This is a genomic window from Janthinobacterium sp. 64, assembly GCF_002813325.1.
Lineage (GTDB): Bacteria > Pseudomonadota > Gammaproteobacteria > Burkholderiales > Burkholderiaceae_D > Janthinobacterium.
Window position 1 is genome coordinate 724071 of sequence record NZ_PHUG01000001.1, and the last position, 16834, is coordinate 740904.

Here is a 16834-nt window from a genome sequence, read left to right on the forward strand (position 1 = left end):
ATTGTTCAACTGTCATTGTTGCGCGGCAGGCTGGCGGACTATAATCCCGCCTTCCATGCCTGGACACAGCATGTTCCCCAACATGAAGTTAAAACAATTAAAGGAATCTTCGTGAAACGTTCACTCATCAGCGCAGCCTGCTGCGCCTTGCTCGCCTTGTCGTCGCCGTCGCTGTACGCCCAAGCCACCAATGCCGCCGCGCCCGTCTCCGGCATCGACCTGAAAACCCTGGACCCGGCCGTCAGCCCCCGGGATGATTTCTACGGCTACGTCAACGGCGTCTGGACCCGCAATACGGACATCCCGGCCGACAAATCCGTCTGGGGCACGTATATCGAATTGCGCGAAATCGCGCAAAGCCAGTTGCGCGGCCTGATCGATGCGACCGTCAAGAACCCCGGCAAGCGGGGCAGCGAGGCGCACAAGATCGCCGACCTGTACACGAGCTTCATGAATGACAAGGCGCGCGATGCAGCCGGCTTCAAGCCCCTGCGCGCCGAGCTGGCCCGCGTGGCCAGCGTGACAGACAAGAAAGACTTGCCGGCGCTGTTCGCCTACCTGCAGGGCAATGGCGTCGCTACGCCGTTTTCCGCCTATGTGGCGCCCGATGCGCAAGACCCCGAGCAGTACACGGTCAACATCAGCCAGTCCGGCCTGGGCTTGCCCGACCGCGATTACTACTTGAAGGAGGACGACGCCAAGCTGCAAGCCGTGCGCGCCAAATACCTCAAGCATATCGAAACCATGCTGGCCATGAGCGGCGACAAGGCCGCTGCCGAGCACGCGGCGCAGATCCTCGACATCGAAACGCGTTTGGCGGCAGTGCAGTGGACGCGCGTGCAGATGCGCGACCCCGTCAAATCGTACAACCGCGTCGACTTCGACAAATTTACGGCACTGGCGCCGGCCTTCGACTGGAACGCCTACTTTACGGCCGCCGGCCTGGCGCCGAAAGCTTCTTCGGCCGTGGTGCGCCAGCCCAGCTTCATGACGGGTTTTTCCGAGACCGTGGCCGCCGTGCCCCTGGCATCGTGGAAGAGCTATCTGAACTGGCGCATCATCGAAAGCTATGCTTCCTACCTGGACAGCGCCACCGTCAAGGAGCGCTTTGCCTTCGACGGCACGGTGCTGCGCGGTGTGCCGCAAAGCGAACCGCAGTGGCAGCTGGCGCTGCGCTTCACGGATGGCGCCATCAGCGACGCCGTCGGCAAGCGCTACGTGCAAATGTATCTGCCGCCGGAAACGAAGCCACGCGTGATGGCCATGTTCGACAATTTCGTCGCCTCGTTCAAGGATGGCATCGAGCAGCTCGACTGGATGGGCCCGGAAACCAAGAAGGAAGCCCAGCTCAAGCTGGCAGCCTTGAAGCCGAAGATCGCCTACCCGGACACCTGGCGCGACTACAGCAGCATGCAGACGCGGCCGAACGACCTGATCGCCAACGTGCGCGCCGCGCGCGCATGGAGCCGCCAGCAAAACCTGGGCAAGCTGGGCAAACCGGTCGACCGCGACGAATGGTCGATGACGCCGCAAACCGTCAACGCCAGCTACAGCCCGGCCCTCAATGCCATCACGATCCCGGCCGCCATTCTGCAGCCGCCGTTCTTCAACGTGAAAGCGGAAGATGCCGTCAATTATGGCTTGCTGGGTATCACCTTCGGCCATGAAATCAGCCATGCCTTCGACGATTCGGGCAGCCAGTACGATGCCAAGGGCCGTTTGCGCAATTGGTGGACGGCAGAGGACCGCACGGCCTTCAAGGCGCTGGCCGCCGGCCTCGTCAAGCAATACGGCGCCTACAGCCCCGTGCCTGGCTACCACATCAATGGCGAGCTGACCCTGGGCGAAAACATCGGCGACAATTCCGGCCTGTCGATCACCTACAAGGCGTACCAGCGTTCGCTCGGTGGCAAGCCGTCACCCGTCATCGATGGCTTGACGGGCGAACAGCGCCTGTACATCGGCTTTGCGCAGAAGTGGCGCGCCAAACTGCGTCCCGAAGCGGCGATTGCGCAGATCAAGAGCGACCCGCATTCGCCGGGCGAATTCCGCGCCAAGGGAACCGTGAAAAACCAGCCCGGCTTTTACGAAGCGTTCGGCATCAAGCCGGGCGACCCGATGTATCTGCCGCCCGAGCAGCGCGTGATCATGTGGTAAGCATGGTCAGGTAAGCAAGCCGCCGCGCCGGGGACTATTCCTTGGCGTGGTTGATGGTGTATCTGGGCAGCTCGACCGTCAGGTCTTCCTGCGCCAGGCGCGCCTGGCATGACAGGCGCGAGTGGGGCTGCAAGCCCCAGGCCTGGTCCAGCATGTCTTCTTCATTGTCGCCCAGTTCATTGAGCGAGTCGAAACCCTGCACCACGATCACGTGGCAGGTGGAGCAGGCGCCCACCTGGCCGCAGGCATGTTCTATCTCTATTTTATTGCGCTGCAATGCATCGCAAATGCTCATGTTCTCTGGCGCGTCGAACACGGCGCCGTCGGGGGCCAGCTCGGGATGGGGCAGGACGGTGATTTTTGGCATGCGGGATTCTCCTTGAGTTCCTTGAATACCGTCACCTTGGACCTTCCCGCCTTGGCAAGGTCAAGCGTTCATCGGCCACGTGATGCATCGTGGCACTCGTTAGCATTTGTTTGCGATCCCGTTCCAGCAGCGCAGAAAAAAACCGCCCGAAGGCGGTTCTCTTGTGCGGTAATGTAGCGCTTAAATGAAATAGATCAGCGCGATGATGCCCACCACCAGGGCCACGCGGGTGACCTGGTAGGCCGTCTTGTTCCACGCCTTGAAGCGGCGGCGGTACTGGCCCATGGTCCAGGAAATCTGGAACAGCTTGCTCACGCCGCCCACCTGGTCGCCCAGTTCGTTGGGCGAGGCGGCGGCCGTCATCAGGGTGCGGCCCAGCCAGCGGTTCAATCCTTGCGCCCAGCGGTAGCGCATCGGGCGCTCGATGTCGCAGAACAGGATGATGCGGTCGCTGTCGGCATCGTTGCGCGCCCAGTGGATATACGTTTCATCGAACATCACGGCCTGGCCGTCGCGCCAGCTGTGGCGTTCGCCATCGACGTCGATGAAGCAGCGGTCGTCGTTCGGCGTCTGCAAGCCCAGGTGGTAGCGCAGGGAACCGGCGAACGGGTCGCGGTGCGGGTTGAGCTTGCCGCCTTGCGGCAGTTCCGCAAACATGGCCGCCTTGATCGAGGGAATCGATTGCAGCAGCGCATAGGTTTGCGGACACATTTGCTGTGCCGACGGGTGATTCGCGTCATACCATTTCAGGTAGAAACGCTTCCAGCCATATTTGAAGAAGGAGTTGAAACCCACGTCATTGTTCTTTTCAGCGGCCTTGATCTTTTTCATTTCCTGCATGCGCAGCGCTTCATCGCGGATGATTTGCCAGTTCTGCTGCAGCGGCGCCAGTTCCGGAAATTGCTCTACGGAAAGATATGGCGTGGCCGGCACCTTGGAAAAGGTGTGCATGAACAGGTTCAGCGGCGCCATGAACGAGGAGTGATCGAAGATCTGGCGGCGAAACGGCAGGCGTACCTTGCCCCGAAAATGAATATGTAAAACAGAAAACACAAAAATGCCCAGCAAGGCCCACTTCATACACAACCTCGTTTTTTAAGAATGGGGCAATTATAACCAGTTAATGCCTTCGCCACCCCGTGCCACGGTGAAGGAAAGATGAAGCGGCGCGCAGGGCGCGGCTGCCCTACAATGGTTTTTTCTCTACACATATCCGAGGTAATCATGGAAATCTGGCACACACCGCTCGACCTGGCCACGCTCAACGCCGCCAGCGAGGGCACGGCCATGCGCCACCTGGGCATCGTCTTCACGGCCTTCGGCCCCGACTGGATCGAGGCGACCATGCCCGTCGACCACCGCACCATGCAGCCGTTCAAGCTGCTGCATGGCGGCGCTTCCGTCTTGCTGGCCGAAACCCTGGGCAGCATGGCCGCGAATGCCTGCCTCGATTCCAGCCGGCACGTGAGCGTGGGGCAGGAAATCAACGCCAACCACGTGCGCGGCGTGCGAGGCGGCCACGTGACGGGGCGCGCCACGCCGATCCACCGGGGCCGCAGCAGCCAGGTCTGGGAAATCCGCATCGTCGACGAGGCCGGCAAGCTGTGCTGCATCTCGCGCATCACCATGGCCGTCATCGACGCTCCTTGACTTGCATCAAAGCATTAAAAGTGAGCGCGTGGAATCATCCATAACGCTGTTCGCTTATAATGCGGTGTGCTGTTGTATGGCGTGCGGTGTCTCCCGCACGCCTGCATTGCCCGACATTAGAAGCTGACTGCCCAAAAAACGCCAGTTAGAAACCCATCCTGCGTCATGCGGGAAAGGCAACACGACGGCGAGCAGATCGCCCGGTTCTAGCGGAACCGGCAAAAATCAACTTTATTACAGGGTAATAACAACAATGATGTCATTCAATCGCTTGACGATAGGCGCGCGCCTGAGCGCAGGCTTCGGGCTGCTGGTCTTGCTCATGCTGGTGCTGGCCGCCTTCGCGCTGCTGCGCATCGGCGCCATCTCCGGCGCCATGGATGCGCAAGAAAAAGTCCAACTGGAAAAACTCGAACCGCTGTACGTGGCGCGCGAAGCGCTCGACCAGACGGGCCTGGCCGCCCGCAACGCGTATATCTTCCATGACCAGGCCGCGGCCGAAAAGGAGCTGGCCATCCTCGACAGCCAGAAGGCGCTGTACCTGGAAGCGCTGGCCCGCCTGGCGCCAAAGTTTACCGGCGATGCCCAGTTCGAGAAAGTCAGCACGGGCCTGAAAACCATGGCGCAGGAACTGCAGCGTCCGCGCCAGTTCCGCGCCACGGGGCAGATGGAGCAGTACGGCACCTTCCTCGTCGAGGAGTGCAGCCCCTTGCGGCGCCAGATCGTCGCCGACATCGACACGGTGCTGAAAAACGTGCAGCGCGAATCGGAGCAGGCCAGCGTGGACGCGCGCGCCATCTATGGCCAGTCGCTGCGCTGGATCGGCGTGCTGGCCGCGCTCAGCGTACTCATTTGCATTGCAGTGGCCACCGTCATCACGCGGGGCTTGCTGCGCCAGCTGGGCGGCGAACCCGCGTACGCGGCCTCGATCGCCGGGCGCATCGCGCTGGGCGAACTGGCCATCGACGTGCACACGCGCGATGGCGACGACAGCAGCCTGCTGTTTGCCATCAAGACCATGCGCGACAACCTGGCCGCCATCGTCGGCAAGGTGCGCCACGGTACGGAAAGCATCGCCACGGCCTCGACCGAGATCGCTTCGGGCAACCGCGATTTGTCGCAGCGCACGGAGCAGCAGGCCGGTTCGCTCGAAGAGGTCGCCTCATCGATGGAAGAACTGATTTCCACCGTGCGCCAGAATGCGGACAACGCGCAGCAGGCGAACCATTTGGCGCGCGAAGCGTCGAAGGTGTCGGAGCAGGGCGGCAAGGCCGTGGCCGAAGTGGTGCACACCATGGGCCTGATCAATGCTTCATCGAACAAGATCGTCGACATCATCGGCGTGATCGACAGCATCGCCTTCCAGACGAATATTTTGGCCTTGAACGCGGCTGTGGAAGCGGCGCGCGCCGGTGAGCAGGGGCGCGGCTTTGCCGTGGTCGCCACCGAGGTGCGCAGCCTGGCACAGCGTTCCGCCGCCGCCGCGCGCGAAATCAAGACCCTGATCGACGATTCCGTCAGCAAGGTGGGCACGGGCACGGTGCTCGTCGAGCAGGCGGGCGCCACCATGCATGAGGTGGTGGCCGGCATCGGCAGGGTGACGGGCATCATGGCCGAGATCAGCCACGCCACGCAGGAGCAGGGCGCCGGCATCGAGCAAGTCAACCGCGCCATCGTCGACATGGACAGGGTCACCCAGCAAAACGCGGCCCTGGTGGAACAGGCGGCCGCCGCCGCGCACGAACTGCAGCAGCAGGCGGCGCAGCTGGAACAGGAAGTGGGCATCTTCAAACTGGCCCAGCCGGCCAACGCTCCCCTGCGCCTGGCGGCCTGACGCCGCCCGCACTGCCGCGCGGCGCACCACGTGCCGCGCGCCAACCGCCATATAACGCGCTACAATGAGAGCTGGATCACCGCCAGGACTTCTCATGCAAGTGCGCAGCAGCCACGATCTATCCAGCCCGGACGATGACCAAGCGGCGCCGCCCGTGCTGCAGCTGGCCCTTGCCGGCCTCGGCTGGGGTCTGCTCACCTGCATGCTGTGCTTTGCCATCTTGTTCCTCACCAAATGGCTGTTGCCGCCCGCCTACTGGGGTGCGCACACGGGCCTGGCCAAGTTCAAGCACGAAATGTCGCTGCCCCTGCTGGTGTTCTGGGTGGTCATCTATTCTCCCATCCTGGAAACCTTCCTCGGCCAGCTGCTGCCGCTGGAAATCCTCAAGCGCCTGGGCGCCAGCCGCCAGCTGAGCATTTTTATTGGCGCCCTCCTGTGGGCCATCGTGCATTTCATCAGCGGCGGCTTGCTGCACGCCATCGTCGCGCTGGGCTCGGGCGCCATGTTCAGCTTTGTCTATCTGCGCTACCGCGGCCCCAGCGTGGCCGTTGCCTATGCGACAACGGCGTTTGCGCGCGCCTGCAACAATATTGCCATCCTCGTTGCTGTTTTTTACGGCCTCGACGCCTGAGTCGCACCATTTCGAAGCAAATACGGCACCAGCGCCGCCAGCGCCACGGCCAGCAGCGCCAGGCCGAGCAGTAACTGGCGGAAGGCGGCGTCATAGCTGGCGCGCAGCAGCGCTTCCTGGCCGCCCAGCAGCTGCGTCGCTTGCGCGATATCGCCGAGTGCGGCGCGGCTGGCAGCGGCCAGCACGGGCAAGTCGCCGGGCAGCTGCTGCGCCAGGCCCGTGCCGATCAGGCCGGCCAGCACGGCGCCTGCCAGGGCCAGCGCCACGCCATCTGCGCTGACGCGCACGGTATTGAAGATGCCCGTCGCCATGCCGGCCCGCTCCGTCTCCACCACGCTCAGGGCCATGCCATCCATCAAGCCCCACGGCAAGCCGATGCCCACGCCGATCAACAGCAGGGGCCCGGCCAATGTACCAGCGTCACCGCCACCCAGCACCTGCGCCAGCCAGGCCAGACCCGCCGCCGCCAGCAGCAGTCCCGCCGCGCACAGGGCACCGGTCTGAAACCAGCGCGACAGCAGCGCCGCCAGCATGGGCACGAGCAGCAGCGGCGCGGCCAGGGCGATCATCAAACGGCCCGCCGCCAGTGCCGACATGGCATCGATGCCGATGAAGCGCCCCGGCAGCATGACGATGAGCACGATGAACAGGAAGGCGGGCGAGGCGGCCAGCACTTGCACGGCGACAAAGCGGCGCTGGCGGAACAGCGATAAATCGAGCATGGGCCGCGCCGTCCGGCGCTCGATGGCGCCAAAGGCGAGGAACAGCAGCACGGATGCGGCGACGGACAGCAGCACGGCGCCGTTGCGCCAGCCGTGTTCGGGCACCAGCAGCATGCCCAGGGTCAGCAGGCCCAGCGCGGTGCTGAAGCTGATCGCGCCGGGCCAGTCCAGCCGGCCCTGGCCGCGCGCCGGATCGGCCGGCACGCTGGCCCATACCAGCAGCATGCCGATGCCGCCCAGCACGGCCGTGGCGTAAAAGATGGCGGGCCAGCGGGCCAGCGCCAGCATGGCGCCGGCCGCCAGCGGACCGAAAGCCAGGCCCAGGCCAAACGTCGTGCCCAGCACGCTCATCACGCGGCCGCGCGCCGCGCCGTGGAACAAGGGCGCCAGCGACGACATCGCGGCGGCGAACGCGGCCGCGCCGCCCAGGCCCTGCACGAAGCGCAGCGCGGCGATCCATGCCACCGAGGGCGCGATGGCGATGGCCAGGGTCGCTGCGCAAAACAGCGCCAGCCCGGCCAGCCAGACGCGGCGCCGTCCCAGTACGTCCGTCAGGCTGCCGGCCACCATCATGGCGCTGCCATAGCTGAGGATATACGCATTGATGACCCAGTTCAGTGCGGCGGCGCTGCCGTGCAATTCGGCGCCGAGCGCGGGCAGGGCCACGGCCGGGCCCGTGAAGCACAGGGGTATCAGCAAGCCCGTCAGGCAAGCGGCCAGCACTTGCAGGGGGAGTGAAAGACGTGAGGAATAGGACATGGGTGTCGGATATGAAAGAAGGAGCAGCGAGTATGGCGCGCCCGGCATTGAAGAAAAATGGGCTAAACTGATCAACATATCGGACATAAATGTCTTCAATGGAGCGCAAATGGATAGCTTGGGCGGCATCGCCATGTTCGTGCAGGTGGCCGACAGCGGCAGTTTTTCGGCCACGGGCCGGCTGCTGGGCCTATCATCGTCGGCCGTGGGCAAGAGCGTGGCGCGCATGGAAGCGCGGCTCGGCGCGCGCCTGTTCCAGCGCAGCACGCGGCATTTGGCGCTGACGGCGGAAGGGGAAAAATTCCTGCAGCGCTGCAAGCGCATCCTGGCCGAGGTGGAAGCGGCCGAGCGCGAGCTGGGCGAAGCGTCCGGCGCACCCAGCGGCCGCCTGCGCATCAGTCTGCCACGCTACAGCGGCCTGTTCGAGCCGGCCATCGGCGCCTTCATGCAAGCCTATCCCGACATCGAACTCGATCTCGATTTCTCCGACGCCATGGTCAACATCGTCAGCGACGGCTTTGACGCGGCCGTGCGCACGGGCGAGCTGGCCGACTCAAGCTTGATGCGGCGCAAACTGTGCACCTTCCGCCGCCTGCTGGTGGCGTCGCCCGCCTATCTGGCGCGCCACGGCCGGCCCGATGACGGCGCCGCGCTGCTGCGGCACGCGCGCCTGGACTACCGCTTTCCCGCCACGGGCCGCCTGGAACAGTGGCCGCTGATGGACGAGACTACCCAGCCGGTGCCCGGCATGGTCTGCAACAGCGTGGAAATGCGCGTTTTCCTGGCCGTGCAGGGGCAGGGCATCGCCTACCTGCCCGCATTCGCCGTGCAGCGCGAGCTGGCGGCCGGGCAACTGGTGTCGCTGCTGGACGCGCACACGCAGGCGCGCACGGCCTTCTGGCTGCTGTGGCCGGCCAGCCGCCACCTGCCGCCGCGCTTGCGCGTGTTCATCGATTTCCTGGTGCAGCAATTACAGGATCAAACTTTTGGCACTGTGCCATGACGGCTCTGGCGCCGCGCGTATCGTTGACGGCTTACTTCGTGCTTTCCAGGGATGCCACCGTGTCGAAAATAGACGCCAGCGCGCTTTCCATGGCGCCGGCGGTCGCGTCGCCGCTCTGGTTGGTGATGATGAAGACCCCCAGCTGATATTGCGGCACTACCCAGGCGTAGCTTTGCGCACGCGGCACGCCGCCGTGGTGTACATAATGCGTGCCCAACTGGCGATTGCTGCCGATGTTCCAGAAGTAGCCAATGCTGAAGTCGTCCTGAAAGCGCACCAGCGGCTGGTGCGATTCGATGACCGCGGGATGGGCGCTCAATTGCAGGCGCAGGTATTTCGCCATGTCCGGCATGGTCGACTTCAGGTTGCCGGCCGCTCCCCAGGGCAGTTGCGGCATCGGTGTTGTCATGACGGGATTGTCGCTATGGTAGCCGGGCGCCAGCCGGCCGCTATCCTGGGCTGCGATTCTGAGCCTGGTAGCGTGCATGCCCGCTTCGCGTGCGAAGAATTGCGTGAGCAGGACTTCATAGGGCATGCCGTAGATTTTTTCGAGCGTGTGTGCAATGAGTTCGGTGCCGGCGCTTGAATAGGCGTAGTCCTTGCCTAGCGGACCCGTGATGCTGACCGTGTGCAAGTCCTGCCAGAATTGCTGTTGTCCGTAGTTGGCATAGGCCGCATTGAGCTTTGCCGGCGTGGCGTGTGCTGTGAAATCCTTCAATATGGTGTTCACCTGCAATGGCAGCATGCCCGGCATGGTGCTGGTGTGCGTGATCAAATGGCGCAAGCGCACTGGCTGCCCTTGCGACTGCAGGTTCGGGTAGGCGTCCGGCAGGTATTTTTGGATGGGATCGTCGAGCGCGGCCTTCCCGTCAAGCACAGCATTTGCCAGTAGCAGGCCGGCAAAAGTTTTGCTGACTGAGCCGATTTCATACAGCGTTGTATCGTTCGGCGGATTGGCTTTGCCCGTCTCCAGTTCGCCTTGATGCAGCATGAATTCCTTGCCGCGATACACGACGGCAATCGAGGTCGCGTGCAGCAATGGTGACTGCAGCAGGGTGGTCGCGGTCTGGCGCATGGCCGCGGGAATGTCATGCGCAGGTGCCGCGGCTGCCGGCTTGCAAGCTGCCAGCGCGAGTGTCATTACAGTGATGCTTGCGGCGAGTTTGGTCATTATGCGCACCATCCAGGGGGGAAGGGCATTTTCGCACAATAACAGTGCCTGTCCCGATTGCGCGTCATAAGGCGTCCTGGACGGTCATAGGCTCAAAACCCGCGCTATCCGCGCGCCACGCCGGCGCAATAGTGACTATATTAGAGGCGCAAATCCACACACCGGACTAGGGAGACATCATGCACAGCGTACACAAGATTACCCCGTGTTTATGGTTCAACGGCAACGCCGAGGCGGCGGCCCGGTTTTATACGGAAATTTTTCCCAATTCGAAGATCGGCCAGATCCTGCGCTATGGCGAGGAAGGCAGGGAAATCCACGGCCAGGAGCCGGGCAGCGTGCTGACGGTGGCCTTCGAACTCGATGGCCAGACGTTCACGGGCTTGAACGGCGGCCCCCTGTTCCAGTTTTCCGAAGCGATCTCGTTCCAGGTCAACTGCGAAACCCAGGACGAGGTCGATCACTACTGGAAGCTGCTGTCCGAAGGCGGGCCGCCGGAAGCGCAGCAATGCAGCTGGCTCAAGGACAAGTTCGGCGTGTCCTGGCAGATCGTGCCCACCATCATGGTCAAGCTGCTGGGCGATCCCGACCCCATCAAGGCCCAGCGCGTGATGAAGGCCATGATGGGCATGAAAAAAATCGACATCGCCGAGATCAAGCGGGCGTACGCGGGCTAGAAACTGGCTCGCAAGGTCAGCTGCGCGTTGCGCGGATCGCCATAGTGGCCGCTGCCGTACAGGCCGTAGCCGCTGTAATAGCGCTTGTCGAAGACATTGTTGATGTTCAGCACGGCGCTGAGCCGCTTGCTGAACTCGTAGCGCGCCATCAGTCCGGCCACGCCAAAGCTGCCTTCGTCGGCGCGCGCCGGCACGTCGTCTGCCAGGACCGTGTGGTAATACGTCCGGCCTTGCCAGTTGATATTGCCACCCACGCTCAGGCGGCGCCAGTCGCCGCCCAGGCGGTAACTGGTCGCGAGCTTGAAGCTGCGTTCGGGGCGCGTCGTATCGATGCGCTGGCCATCCTTGTCGCGCGGGCGGCTGAACGTCGCTCCCGCCTGCACTTGCCAGCCGGGCAACAGCTGGCCGGCCACTTCCAGCTCCACGCCGCGCGTGGTGGTGCCGTCGATGGGCCGGTAGACTTCCCGTTCGTTGGCGTCCGTGCCCACGTAATCGGCCAGATTGTCTTGCTGGATATGAAACAGGGCCACGCTGGCGTTCAGCTTGCGCTCGAAAAACTCGCCCTTGATGCCGCTTTCCCAGGATTTTCCCGTAGTGGGCGGCAGTGCCCTGGCATTGGCGTCGCTGACCGATTGCGGCTCGAAGATGCTGGCATAGCTGAGATACGCGGAATACGTGCCGTTCAAGTCGTAGACGGCGCCCGCATACGGCACCAGCCGGTGCTTTTCCTTCGCGTCGTCGCGGCCCGTGCCGCCCCAGCCGTAGATCAGCTCGCCCGTGCGTTCATAGCTGTTCAGGCGGCTGCCGACGATCAGCGACCAGCCATCGGCCGGTTTGAAACGGGCCGCGCCATACGCTGCATATTCCTTGAAGCTGTATTGTTGCGTCAGGCTGACGGCCATGCTGGCCGGCAGGGGAACGTGGTTGTTCCAGTGACGGTAATCGATTTCCACATTGCCGCCGCCATAGGCCAGGTAGTCGGACTTGCGGTGACTGGCGTTGATGCCCAGCACCAGTTCATGCTGGCGGCCCAGCCACTGGAATGGTCCCGTGGCGTAGGCATCGAGCGAATTGCTGTCGATGCCATAGGTTTTTGCGCCGCGCTGCACCGTGGCCAGGCCCGTGGCCGGGTCCGGATAGGGACCCCAGCTGATGATGTTCGCTTGCAACTGGTCCGTATCGCCTTTCCAGTGGCTCGCTTCCGCCTTCACTTGCCAGCCATTGTCGAACAGGTGCTCGGCGGCGGCGAAGAGGCGCGTGCTGGTGCTGCCCGCGTTCGTCCAGCGCGCGGCGGGGTTGAAGGCGCGCTCGAAGCGCGTGCGGCTGCCATCCGTGTAGAACAGGGGATTCTGGCCGAAGGACGAACCCTTGGAATCGATTTTCTGGTAATCGATCCCGGCCAGCACGCGCGTGCGCGGCGTCAGATCGGCCTCGATGACGCCGTAGACCACGCTCTTGTCCTGCTGGTAATAGTCGATGTAGGAGCCGTGATCCTGGTGCGCGGCCACCAGGCGCGCGCGCACGGAGCCGTCCGCATTCAGGGGACCGGAGACATCGGCTTCCGCCCGGTAGCGGTCCCAGCTGCCGAGGCCCGCCTGCGCATACGCCTGGAACTGGCGCGTGGGTTTCTTGCGCACCAGGTTGACGGCGCCGGCCGGGCTGCCGGCGCCGCTCATCAGGCCATTCGCGCCGCGCACCACTTCCACCCGGTCGTAGATGGCCATGTCGCGGATGCCCAGGCCGTTCGAATTGGTGCTGAAATCGAAGGTGGGCACGCCGTCGTACTGGAAGCTGTTCAGGCTGAAGCCGCGCGCATAGTAGTTATAGCGCTCCGTATCGTCGTGCGAGACGGTCACGCCCGGCGTCTGCTGCAGCACGTCGGCCAGGCTGAGGACGCCCTGGTCATCCATCTGCTGGCGCGTGATGACGGTCAGCGATTGCGGCGTTTCGCGTGGCGACAGGGTAAAGCGCGTGGCCGTGCCGGCCAATGCCGCCGCATACGCGCCGCTGCCTTCCGTTTCCAGCGCGGGTACGCCGCCGGCCGTGACGGTGATTTCGGCCAGTTGCTGCGCGCCATCAGTGGCCGCGTTCGCCGGCCTGGGCAGCGGGCGCAGGACGAAATCGTTGGGCGCCAGCTGCTGCGCCGCCAGGCCGCTGCCGGCCAGCAGCGCCTCGAGGCCGGCCGCGGCACTGTAGCTGCCAGTCAGGCCAGCCGTGCGCAGGCCGCGCACCTCGCTCGCCTGGTAGGTGAGCGTCAGGCCGGCCTTGCGCGCCAGCTGTTCCAGCGCCGCATCGAGCGGGCCGGCGGCGATCTGCAGGGCGTGCATGGCGCTGGCGTTGCTGGCCTGGAGTGGATTTTGCTGGGCCAGGACGGGCGCCGCGCCGAGCAGCAGCAGGGCGCCGGCGACGGCGCCAGCGAGACGGGAACGGACGGGATGGGAGCAGGAGAGATAAGCTTGGGTCATATATCGGTATCATTTGAGTGGTATCAAGCTGTATGCCGTGCGGCCAGTCCGATCCCCTCATCTTTTTTACGCTTTTTTCAGCGTGACCCAAAAACGCGTGCGGTACACGGCCACGATAGGCTGCGTGTGCAGCAGTACGCGCAGGGCCCGCTCGGGATCGTCCAGCTGGAAGACGCCGGAAACGGGCAAGTGGGCGATATCGGCGTCGCACAGCAGCAAGCCATGCCGGTGGCGCGCCAGTTCGGCCACCAGCTGGCCCAGTGGCATGTCGCGCGCAGCAATCACGCCATCGAGCCAGGCGGCCGGATCGTCATGGGCCGGCTCGCGCCAGACGCGCACGCCATCGGTCAGGACGCTGTCGCCGGCCTGCACCAGCACGGGCCGCGCCGCGCCGGCTGCGGCCTGCAGCTGCACCGCGTGTTCCTGCACGGCCAGGCGCGTCAGCGTGGCATCGGCGCCATCGGTGCCATCGTCACCAGCGAGGCGGCGCACCGTGAAGCGCGTGCCCAGCGCCAGCATGCGCGCTTCGCCCGTGTCGACGAGGAACGGCCGGCGCTGCGGGTCGGCGTGCGTGGTGATGGCAATTTCGCCATGCAGCAAGCTCAGCAGCCTTTGCGTGCCGTCAAAGCGCAGCCTGACGGCCGTGCCCGCATTCAGGTGCAGCAAGCTGCCGTCCGGCAGGCGCACGGCCAGGCGCTGCCCCGTGCCCGTGCGGTAGTCGGCGCGCGTGTCGATGGCGAACCAGGCGGCCGTGCCGGCAAAACCGATGCCGGCCAGCACTTTCAGGGCCTGGCGGCGCTGGCGGCGGCGCGCCAGGCTGGCGTCGAGGGTGGCGCGGCTCGCTTCCGCCGCCAGACCGGACAATTGAGCGCCGATGCTGGTGATACGCTGCCACGCCTGTTCGTGGCCGGGGTCGGCCTCACGCCAGCGCTGCAGCGACAGCAGCGCGTCCGGCGAGGCGCCATGCATCTGCAGGCGCACGGCCCAGGCGATGGCTTGTTCCACGGGGTCTTCCGGCAAGGTGGCGGCCGTCATGGGAAATGTCATTGAAAATAGACGCGGTAGCAGGCGCGCCAGGCGCTGGCCAGGTCGCGCTCGACGGTGGCCAGCGATACCCCGAGCCTGGCGGCGATGGCGGGACCCGTCAAGCCGTCCAGCTGGGCCAGCAAAAAGGCCTGCCTGGCGCGCGGCTTGAGGGCGTCGAGCGCCGTATCGAGGCGCACCAGGGTGTCGATCACCAGCAGCCGTGTTTCGGGCGACGGCGCCGTCTGTTCGGGCAAGGCGGCCAGTGCCTGCAGGTAGGCGTATTCCACGTCGCGGCGCCGGTAATGGTCGATCACCAGGCCTTGCGCGATGCGCGTCAGGTAGGCGCGCGGCTCGCGCAGGGCGGGCTGCGGCCGTTCGCGCCGCTGCAGCAGGCGCAGGAACGTCTCGTGCGCCACATCGGCCGCATCGGCGCCGCAGCCCAGTTTATGCCGCAGCCAGCCCTGCAGCCAGCCGTGGTGGGCGCGGTACAGGGTGGCAAGGTCGGGCGGTGCGGCAGGGTTCATGGCGGCAAGGACGATGATGGATGATGGTTAACTGAGAATCATTCTCAATTATTGCATCGACTGCCTGCGCTGGCAAGTGCCGCCGCCAGCGGCCGCACCGTTGCCGCGCCCTGTCCAAGTTGGCCGGCATTTGTTATAGTCCCAGCCATCTTTCCATCCGCCTATAGATCCTGCCATGACCACTAGCACCATCACCAGCAGCACCATCGCGCCCCGCACCTTCGGCACACCGCTGTCGTCCACTGCCATCAAAGTCATGCTGCTGGGTTCGGGCGAACTGGGCAAGGAAGTGATCATGGCGTTGCAGCGCCTGGGCGTGGAAGTGATCGCCGTCGACCGCTATCCGAATGCGCCGGGCCACCCGGTGGCACACCGCTCGCACGTGATCGACATGAGCGACGGCGTGGCCCTGGCCGCCCTGATAGCCCTGGAAAAGCCGGATCTGATCGTGCCGGAAATCGAAGCCATCGCCACGGAGACCCTGGCGGCGCTGGAAGCGGCCGGGCAAATCACGTGCATCCCGAACGCGCGCGCGGCCGTGCTGACGATGAACCGCGAAGGCATCCGCACGCTGGCTGCCGAAACCCTGGGCGTGGCCACGTCGCCGTACCGCTTCGCCAGCAGCCTGCAGGAGCTGCAGCTGGCCTGCCAGGAAATCGGCTTCCCGTGCGTGGTCAAACCCGTGATGTCGTCGTCGGGCAAGGGCCAGTCCAGGCTCGATGGCGCCGCTGACGTCGACGCGGCATGGGCGTATGCGGCCAGCGGCGGCCGGGTCGACACGGGCCGCGTGATCGTCGAAGGCTTCATCGACTTCGATTACGAAATCACCTTGCTGACGGTGCGTGCCGTCGGCGCGTCGGGCCAGATCGAGACGCAGTTTTGCGAGCCGATCGGCCACTTGCAGGTGCACGGCGACTACGTGGAATCGTGGCAGCCAGCCCGCATGGCGCCCCTGGCCCTGGAGCGCTCGCGCGAGATCGCGCGCAAGGTGACGGACAACCTGGGCGGCCTGGGCCTGTTTGGCGTGGAGCTGTTCGTCAAGGGCGACATGGTGTGGTTCTCGGAAGTGAGTCCGCGTCCGCACGACACGGGCATGGTCACCATGGCCAGCCAGGTGCAGAGCGAATTCGAGCTGCACGCGAAAGCCATCCTGGGCTTGCCCGTCAACGTGGCGCTGCGTTCGCCCGGCGCCTCGGCCGTCATCTACGGCCAGCTGGAAGCGAAAGGCATCGCCTTCGAAGGCGTGGCCGACGCCTTGAGCGTGCCGGGCGCCGACTTGCGCCTGTTCGGCAAGCCCGAATCGTTCGCCCGCCGCCGCATGGGCGTGGCGCTGGCCACGGCCGACGATATCGACACGGCCCGCGCGCGCGCCGTGCTGGCCGCGTCCAAGGTCAAGCCGGTGGCTCGCTGATGGCAGAGGCCAGCCTGCCGCTGGCCGACGCCGGCGGCGGCGACATCAAGCGCAAGCTGCGCGGCCACATCGCGCGGCGCAACCTGGCGGGGGCCGCCAACGACTGCAAGTGGAACGAGCTGCTGGCCTTCATGCGCGGGCGCACCGACTGGGCGCCGTCGTACCGCTACGGCTCCGTGTCCGGCTACGTCTCGCGCTGGGACACGGAATGGGATTACCACCCGCCGTTCCCCTTCCTGGGCGTGGAATGGTTCGACATCAGCCTGTATTCCGAAGAACACGTGGCCATGCTGCTGCCAAAGAAAATCATCGACCACGGCGTGTGGATCGTGCCGGAACTGGAACGCATTGGCTTTGATTTCGAAGTGCAGGGCCGGGTGGCGCGCATCTGGGGTTATCTGCCCCGTTCCTATCACGATTTTCCACCCACCGACTAG

15 protein-coding genes are annotated in these 16834 nt (G+C 64.7%); 8 read left to right on the forward strand and 7 right to left on the reverse strand.

Annotated elements, in window-relative coordinates; translation table 11 throughout:
* Nucleotides 1–111 precede the first annotated feature (111 nt).
* Nucleotides 112–2157: a M13 family metallopeptidase gene (locus CLU91_RS03090; RefSeq protein WP_100872940.1), complete on the forward strand. Its 2046-nt coding sequence runs from the start codon at nt 112–114 to the stop codon at nt 2155–2157.
* Nucleotides 2158–2191: 34 nt separating this feature from the next.
* Here CLU91_RS03090 and fdx read toward each other — a convergent pair whose 3' ends face one another.
* Complete coding sequence (gene fdx / locus CLU91_RS03095) at nt 2192–2524, reverse strand: ISC system 2Fe-2S type ferredoxin (RefSeq protein WP_100872941.1); 333 nt, start codon at nt 2522–2524, stop codon at nt 2192–2194.
* 180 nt (nt 2525–2704) lie between these two features.
* Nucleotides 2705–3604 (reverse strand): lipid A hydroxylase LpxO, encoded by a 900-nt coding sequence (gene lpxO / locus CLU91_RS03100; protein ID WP_046685160.1) that lies wholly within the window; start codon nt 3602–3604, stop codon nt 2705–2707.
* A 144-nt stretch (nt 3605–3748) separates the two neighbouring features.
* Between lpxO and CLU91_RS03105 the strand changes: the two genes are divergently transcribed.
* The 3 genes from CLU91_RS03105 (at nt 3749) to CLU91_RS03115 (ending at nt 6639) form a co-directional block, all read left to right on the forward strand.
* A complete protein-coding gene (locus CLU91_RS03105; protein WP_100872942.1) occupies nt 3749–4174 on the forward strand; it encodes a hotdog fold thioesterase in 426 nt (141 codons plus the stop codon).
* Nucleotides 4175–4427: 253 nt separating this feature from the next.
* Nucleotides 4428–6008, forward strand: a complete 1581-nt coding sequence (locus CLU91_RS03110) for a methyl-accepting chemotaxis protein (protein WP_100872943.1) — start codon at nt 4428–4430, stop codon at nt 6006–6008.
* Between the two features lie 94 nt (nt 6009–6102).
* Nucleotides 6103–6639 (forward strand): CPBP family intramembrane metalloprotease, encoded by a 537-nt coding sequence (locus CLU91_RS03115; RefSeq protein WP_100872944.1) that lies wholly within the window; start codon nt 6103–6105, stop codon nt 6637–6639.
* Here CLU91_RS03115 and CLU91_RS03120 read toward each other — a convergent pair.
* Entirely contained in the window at nt 6621–8120 is a 1500-nt protein-coding gene (locus tag CLU91_RS03120; protein WP_100872945.1) for an MFS transporter, read from the reverse strand. The two genes, CLU91_RS03115 and CLU91_RS03120, sit on opposite strands and share 19 nt — an antisense overlap.
* Nucleotides 8121–8229: 109 nt before the next feature.
* On the opposite strand from CLU91_RS03120, the gene CLU91_RS03125 reads away from it, so the two are divergent.
* Nucleotides 8230–9123 (forward strand): LysR family transcriptional regulator, encoded by an 894-nt coding sequence (locus CLU91_RS03125; protein ID WP_100876552.1) that lies wholly within the window; start codon nt 8230–8232, stop codon nt 9121–9123.
* A 31-nt stretch (nt 9124–9154) separates the two neighbouring features.
* On the opposite strand, the gene CLU91_RS03130 is transcribed toward CLU91_RS03125, so the two are convergent.
* Nucleotides 9155–10264, reverse strand: a complete 1110-nt coding sequence (locus CLU91_RS03130) for a serine hydrolase domain-containing protein (protein WP_198521228.1) — start codon at nt 10262–10264, stop codon at nt 9155–9157.
* A gap of 209 nt (nt 10265–10473) precedes the next feature.
* Here CLU91_RS03130 and CLU91_RS03135 point away from each other — a divergent pair, with 209 nt between their 5' ends.
* Nucleotides 10474–10971 carry a VOC family protein gene (locus tag CLU91_RS03135; protein ID WP_100872946.1) on the forward strand — a complete coding sequence of 166 codons (498 nt, stop codon included), beginning with the start codon at nt 10474–10476 and terminating at the stop codon, nt 10969–10971.
* Here the strand turns inward: CLU91_RS03135 and CLU91_RS03140 are convergent.
* The 3 genes from CLU91_RS03140 to CLU91_RS03150 all read right to left on the reverse strand — a co-directional run bounded on the left by CLU91_RS03140 (nt 10968) and on the right by CLU91_RS03150 (nt 14986).
* Complete coding sequence (locus tag CLU91_RS03140; protein ID WP_100872947.1) at nt 10968–13436, reverse strand: TonB-dependent siderophore receptor; 2469 nt, start codon at nt 13434–13436, stop codon at nt 10968–10970. The two genes, CLU91_RS03135 and CLU91_RS03140, sit on opposite strands and share 4 nt — an antisense overlap.
* Nucleotides 13437–13502: 66 nt before the next feature.
* Nucleotides 13503–14471 carry a FecR domain-containing protein gene (locus CLU91_RS03145; RefSeq protein ID WP_198521229.1) on the reverse strand — a complete coding sequence of 323 codons (969 nt, stop codon included), beginning with the start codon at nt 14469–14471 and terminating at the stop codon, nt 13503–13505.
* A gap of 8 nt (nt 14472–14479) precedes the next feature.
* Nucleotides 14480–14986, reverse strand: coding sequence for a sigma-70 family RNA polymerase sigma factor (locus CLU91_RS03150; RefSeq protein WP_100872949.1), 507 nt, complete (start codon nt 14984–14986; stop codon nt 14480–14482).
* Nucleotides 14987–15161: 175 nt separating this feature from the next.
* Here CLU91_RS03150 and purT point away from each other — a divergent pair, with 175 nt between their 5' ends.
* Together purT and CLU91_RS03160 are read left to right on the forward strand one after the other, a co-directional pair.
* Nucleotides 15162–16397, forward strand: a complete 1236-nt coding sequence (purT, locus tag CLU91_RS03155) for a formate-dependent phosphoribosylglycinamide formyltransferase (protein WP_100872950.1) — start codon at nt 15162–15164, stop codon at nt 16395–16397.
* A complete protein-coding gene (locus tag CLU91_RS03160; protein WP_100872951.1) occupies nt 16397–16834 on the forward strand; it encodes a DUF6678 family protein in 438 nt (145 codons plus the stop codon). The genes purT and CLU91_RS03160 overlap by 1 nt, the downstream gene beginning before the upstream one ends.

Bases quoted from the DNA above. Each gene is read 5' to 3' on its own strand.
- lpxO (WP_046685160.1), bottom strand. From the start codon at position 3,604: ATGAAGTGGGCCTTGCTGGGCATTTTTGTGTTTTCTGTTTTACATATT.
- CLU91_RS03145 (WP_198521229.1), bottom strand. From the start codon at position 14,471: ATGACGGCCGCCACCTTGCCGGAAGACCCCGTGGAACAAGCCATCGCC.
- CLU91_RS03150 (WP_100872949.1), bottom strand. From the start codon at position 14,986: ATGAACCCTGCCGCACCGCCCGACCTTGCCACCCTGTACCGCGCCCAC.
- CLU91_RS03120 (WP_100872945.1), bottom strand. From the start codon at position 8,120: ATGTCCTATTCCTCACGTCTTTCACTCCCCCTGCAAGTGCTGGCCGCT.
- purT (WP_100872950.1), top strand. From the start codon at position 15,162: ATGACCACTAGCACCATCACCAGCAGCACCATCGCGCCCCGCACCTTC.
- CLU91_RS03110 (WP_100872943.1), top strand. From the start codon at position 4,428: ATGATGTCATTCAATCGCTTGACGATAGGCGCGCGCCTGAGCGCAGGC.
- CLU91_RS03135 (WP_100872946.1), top strand. From the start codon at position 10,474: ATGCACAGCGTACACAAGATTACCCCGTGTTTATGGTTCAACGGCAAC.
- CLU91_RS03125 (WP_100876552.1), top strand. From the start codon at position 8,230: ATGGATAGCTTGGGCGGCATCGCCATGTTCGTGCAGGTGGCCGACAGC.
- fdx (WP_100872941.1), bottom strand. From the start codon at position 2,524: ATGCCAAAAATCACCGTCCTGCCCCATCCCGAGCTGGCCCCCGACGGC.
- CLU91_RS03160 (WP_100872951.1), top strand. From the start codon at position 16,397: ATGGCAGAGGCCAGCCTGCCGCTGGCCGACGCCGGCGGCGGCGACATC.
- CLU91_RS03105 (WP_100872942.1), top strand. From the start codon at position 3,749: ATGGAAATCTGGCACACACCGCTCGACCTGGCCACGCTCAACGCCGCC.
- CLU91_RS03130 (WP_198521228.1), bottom strand. From the start codon at position 10,264: ATGACACTCGCGCTGGCAGCTTGCAAGCCGGCAGCCGCGGCACCTGCG.
- CLU91_RS03115 (WP_100872944.1), top strand. From the start codon at position 6,103: ATGCAAGTGCGCAGCAGCCACGATCTATCCAGCCCGGACGATGACCAA.
- CLU91_RS03140 (WP_100872947.1), bottom strand. From the start codon at position 13,436: ATGACCCAAGCTTATCTCTCCTGCTCCCATCCCGTCCGTTCCCGTCTC.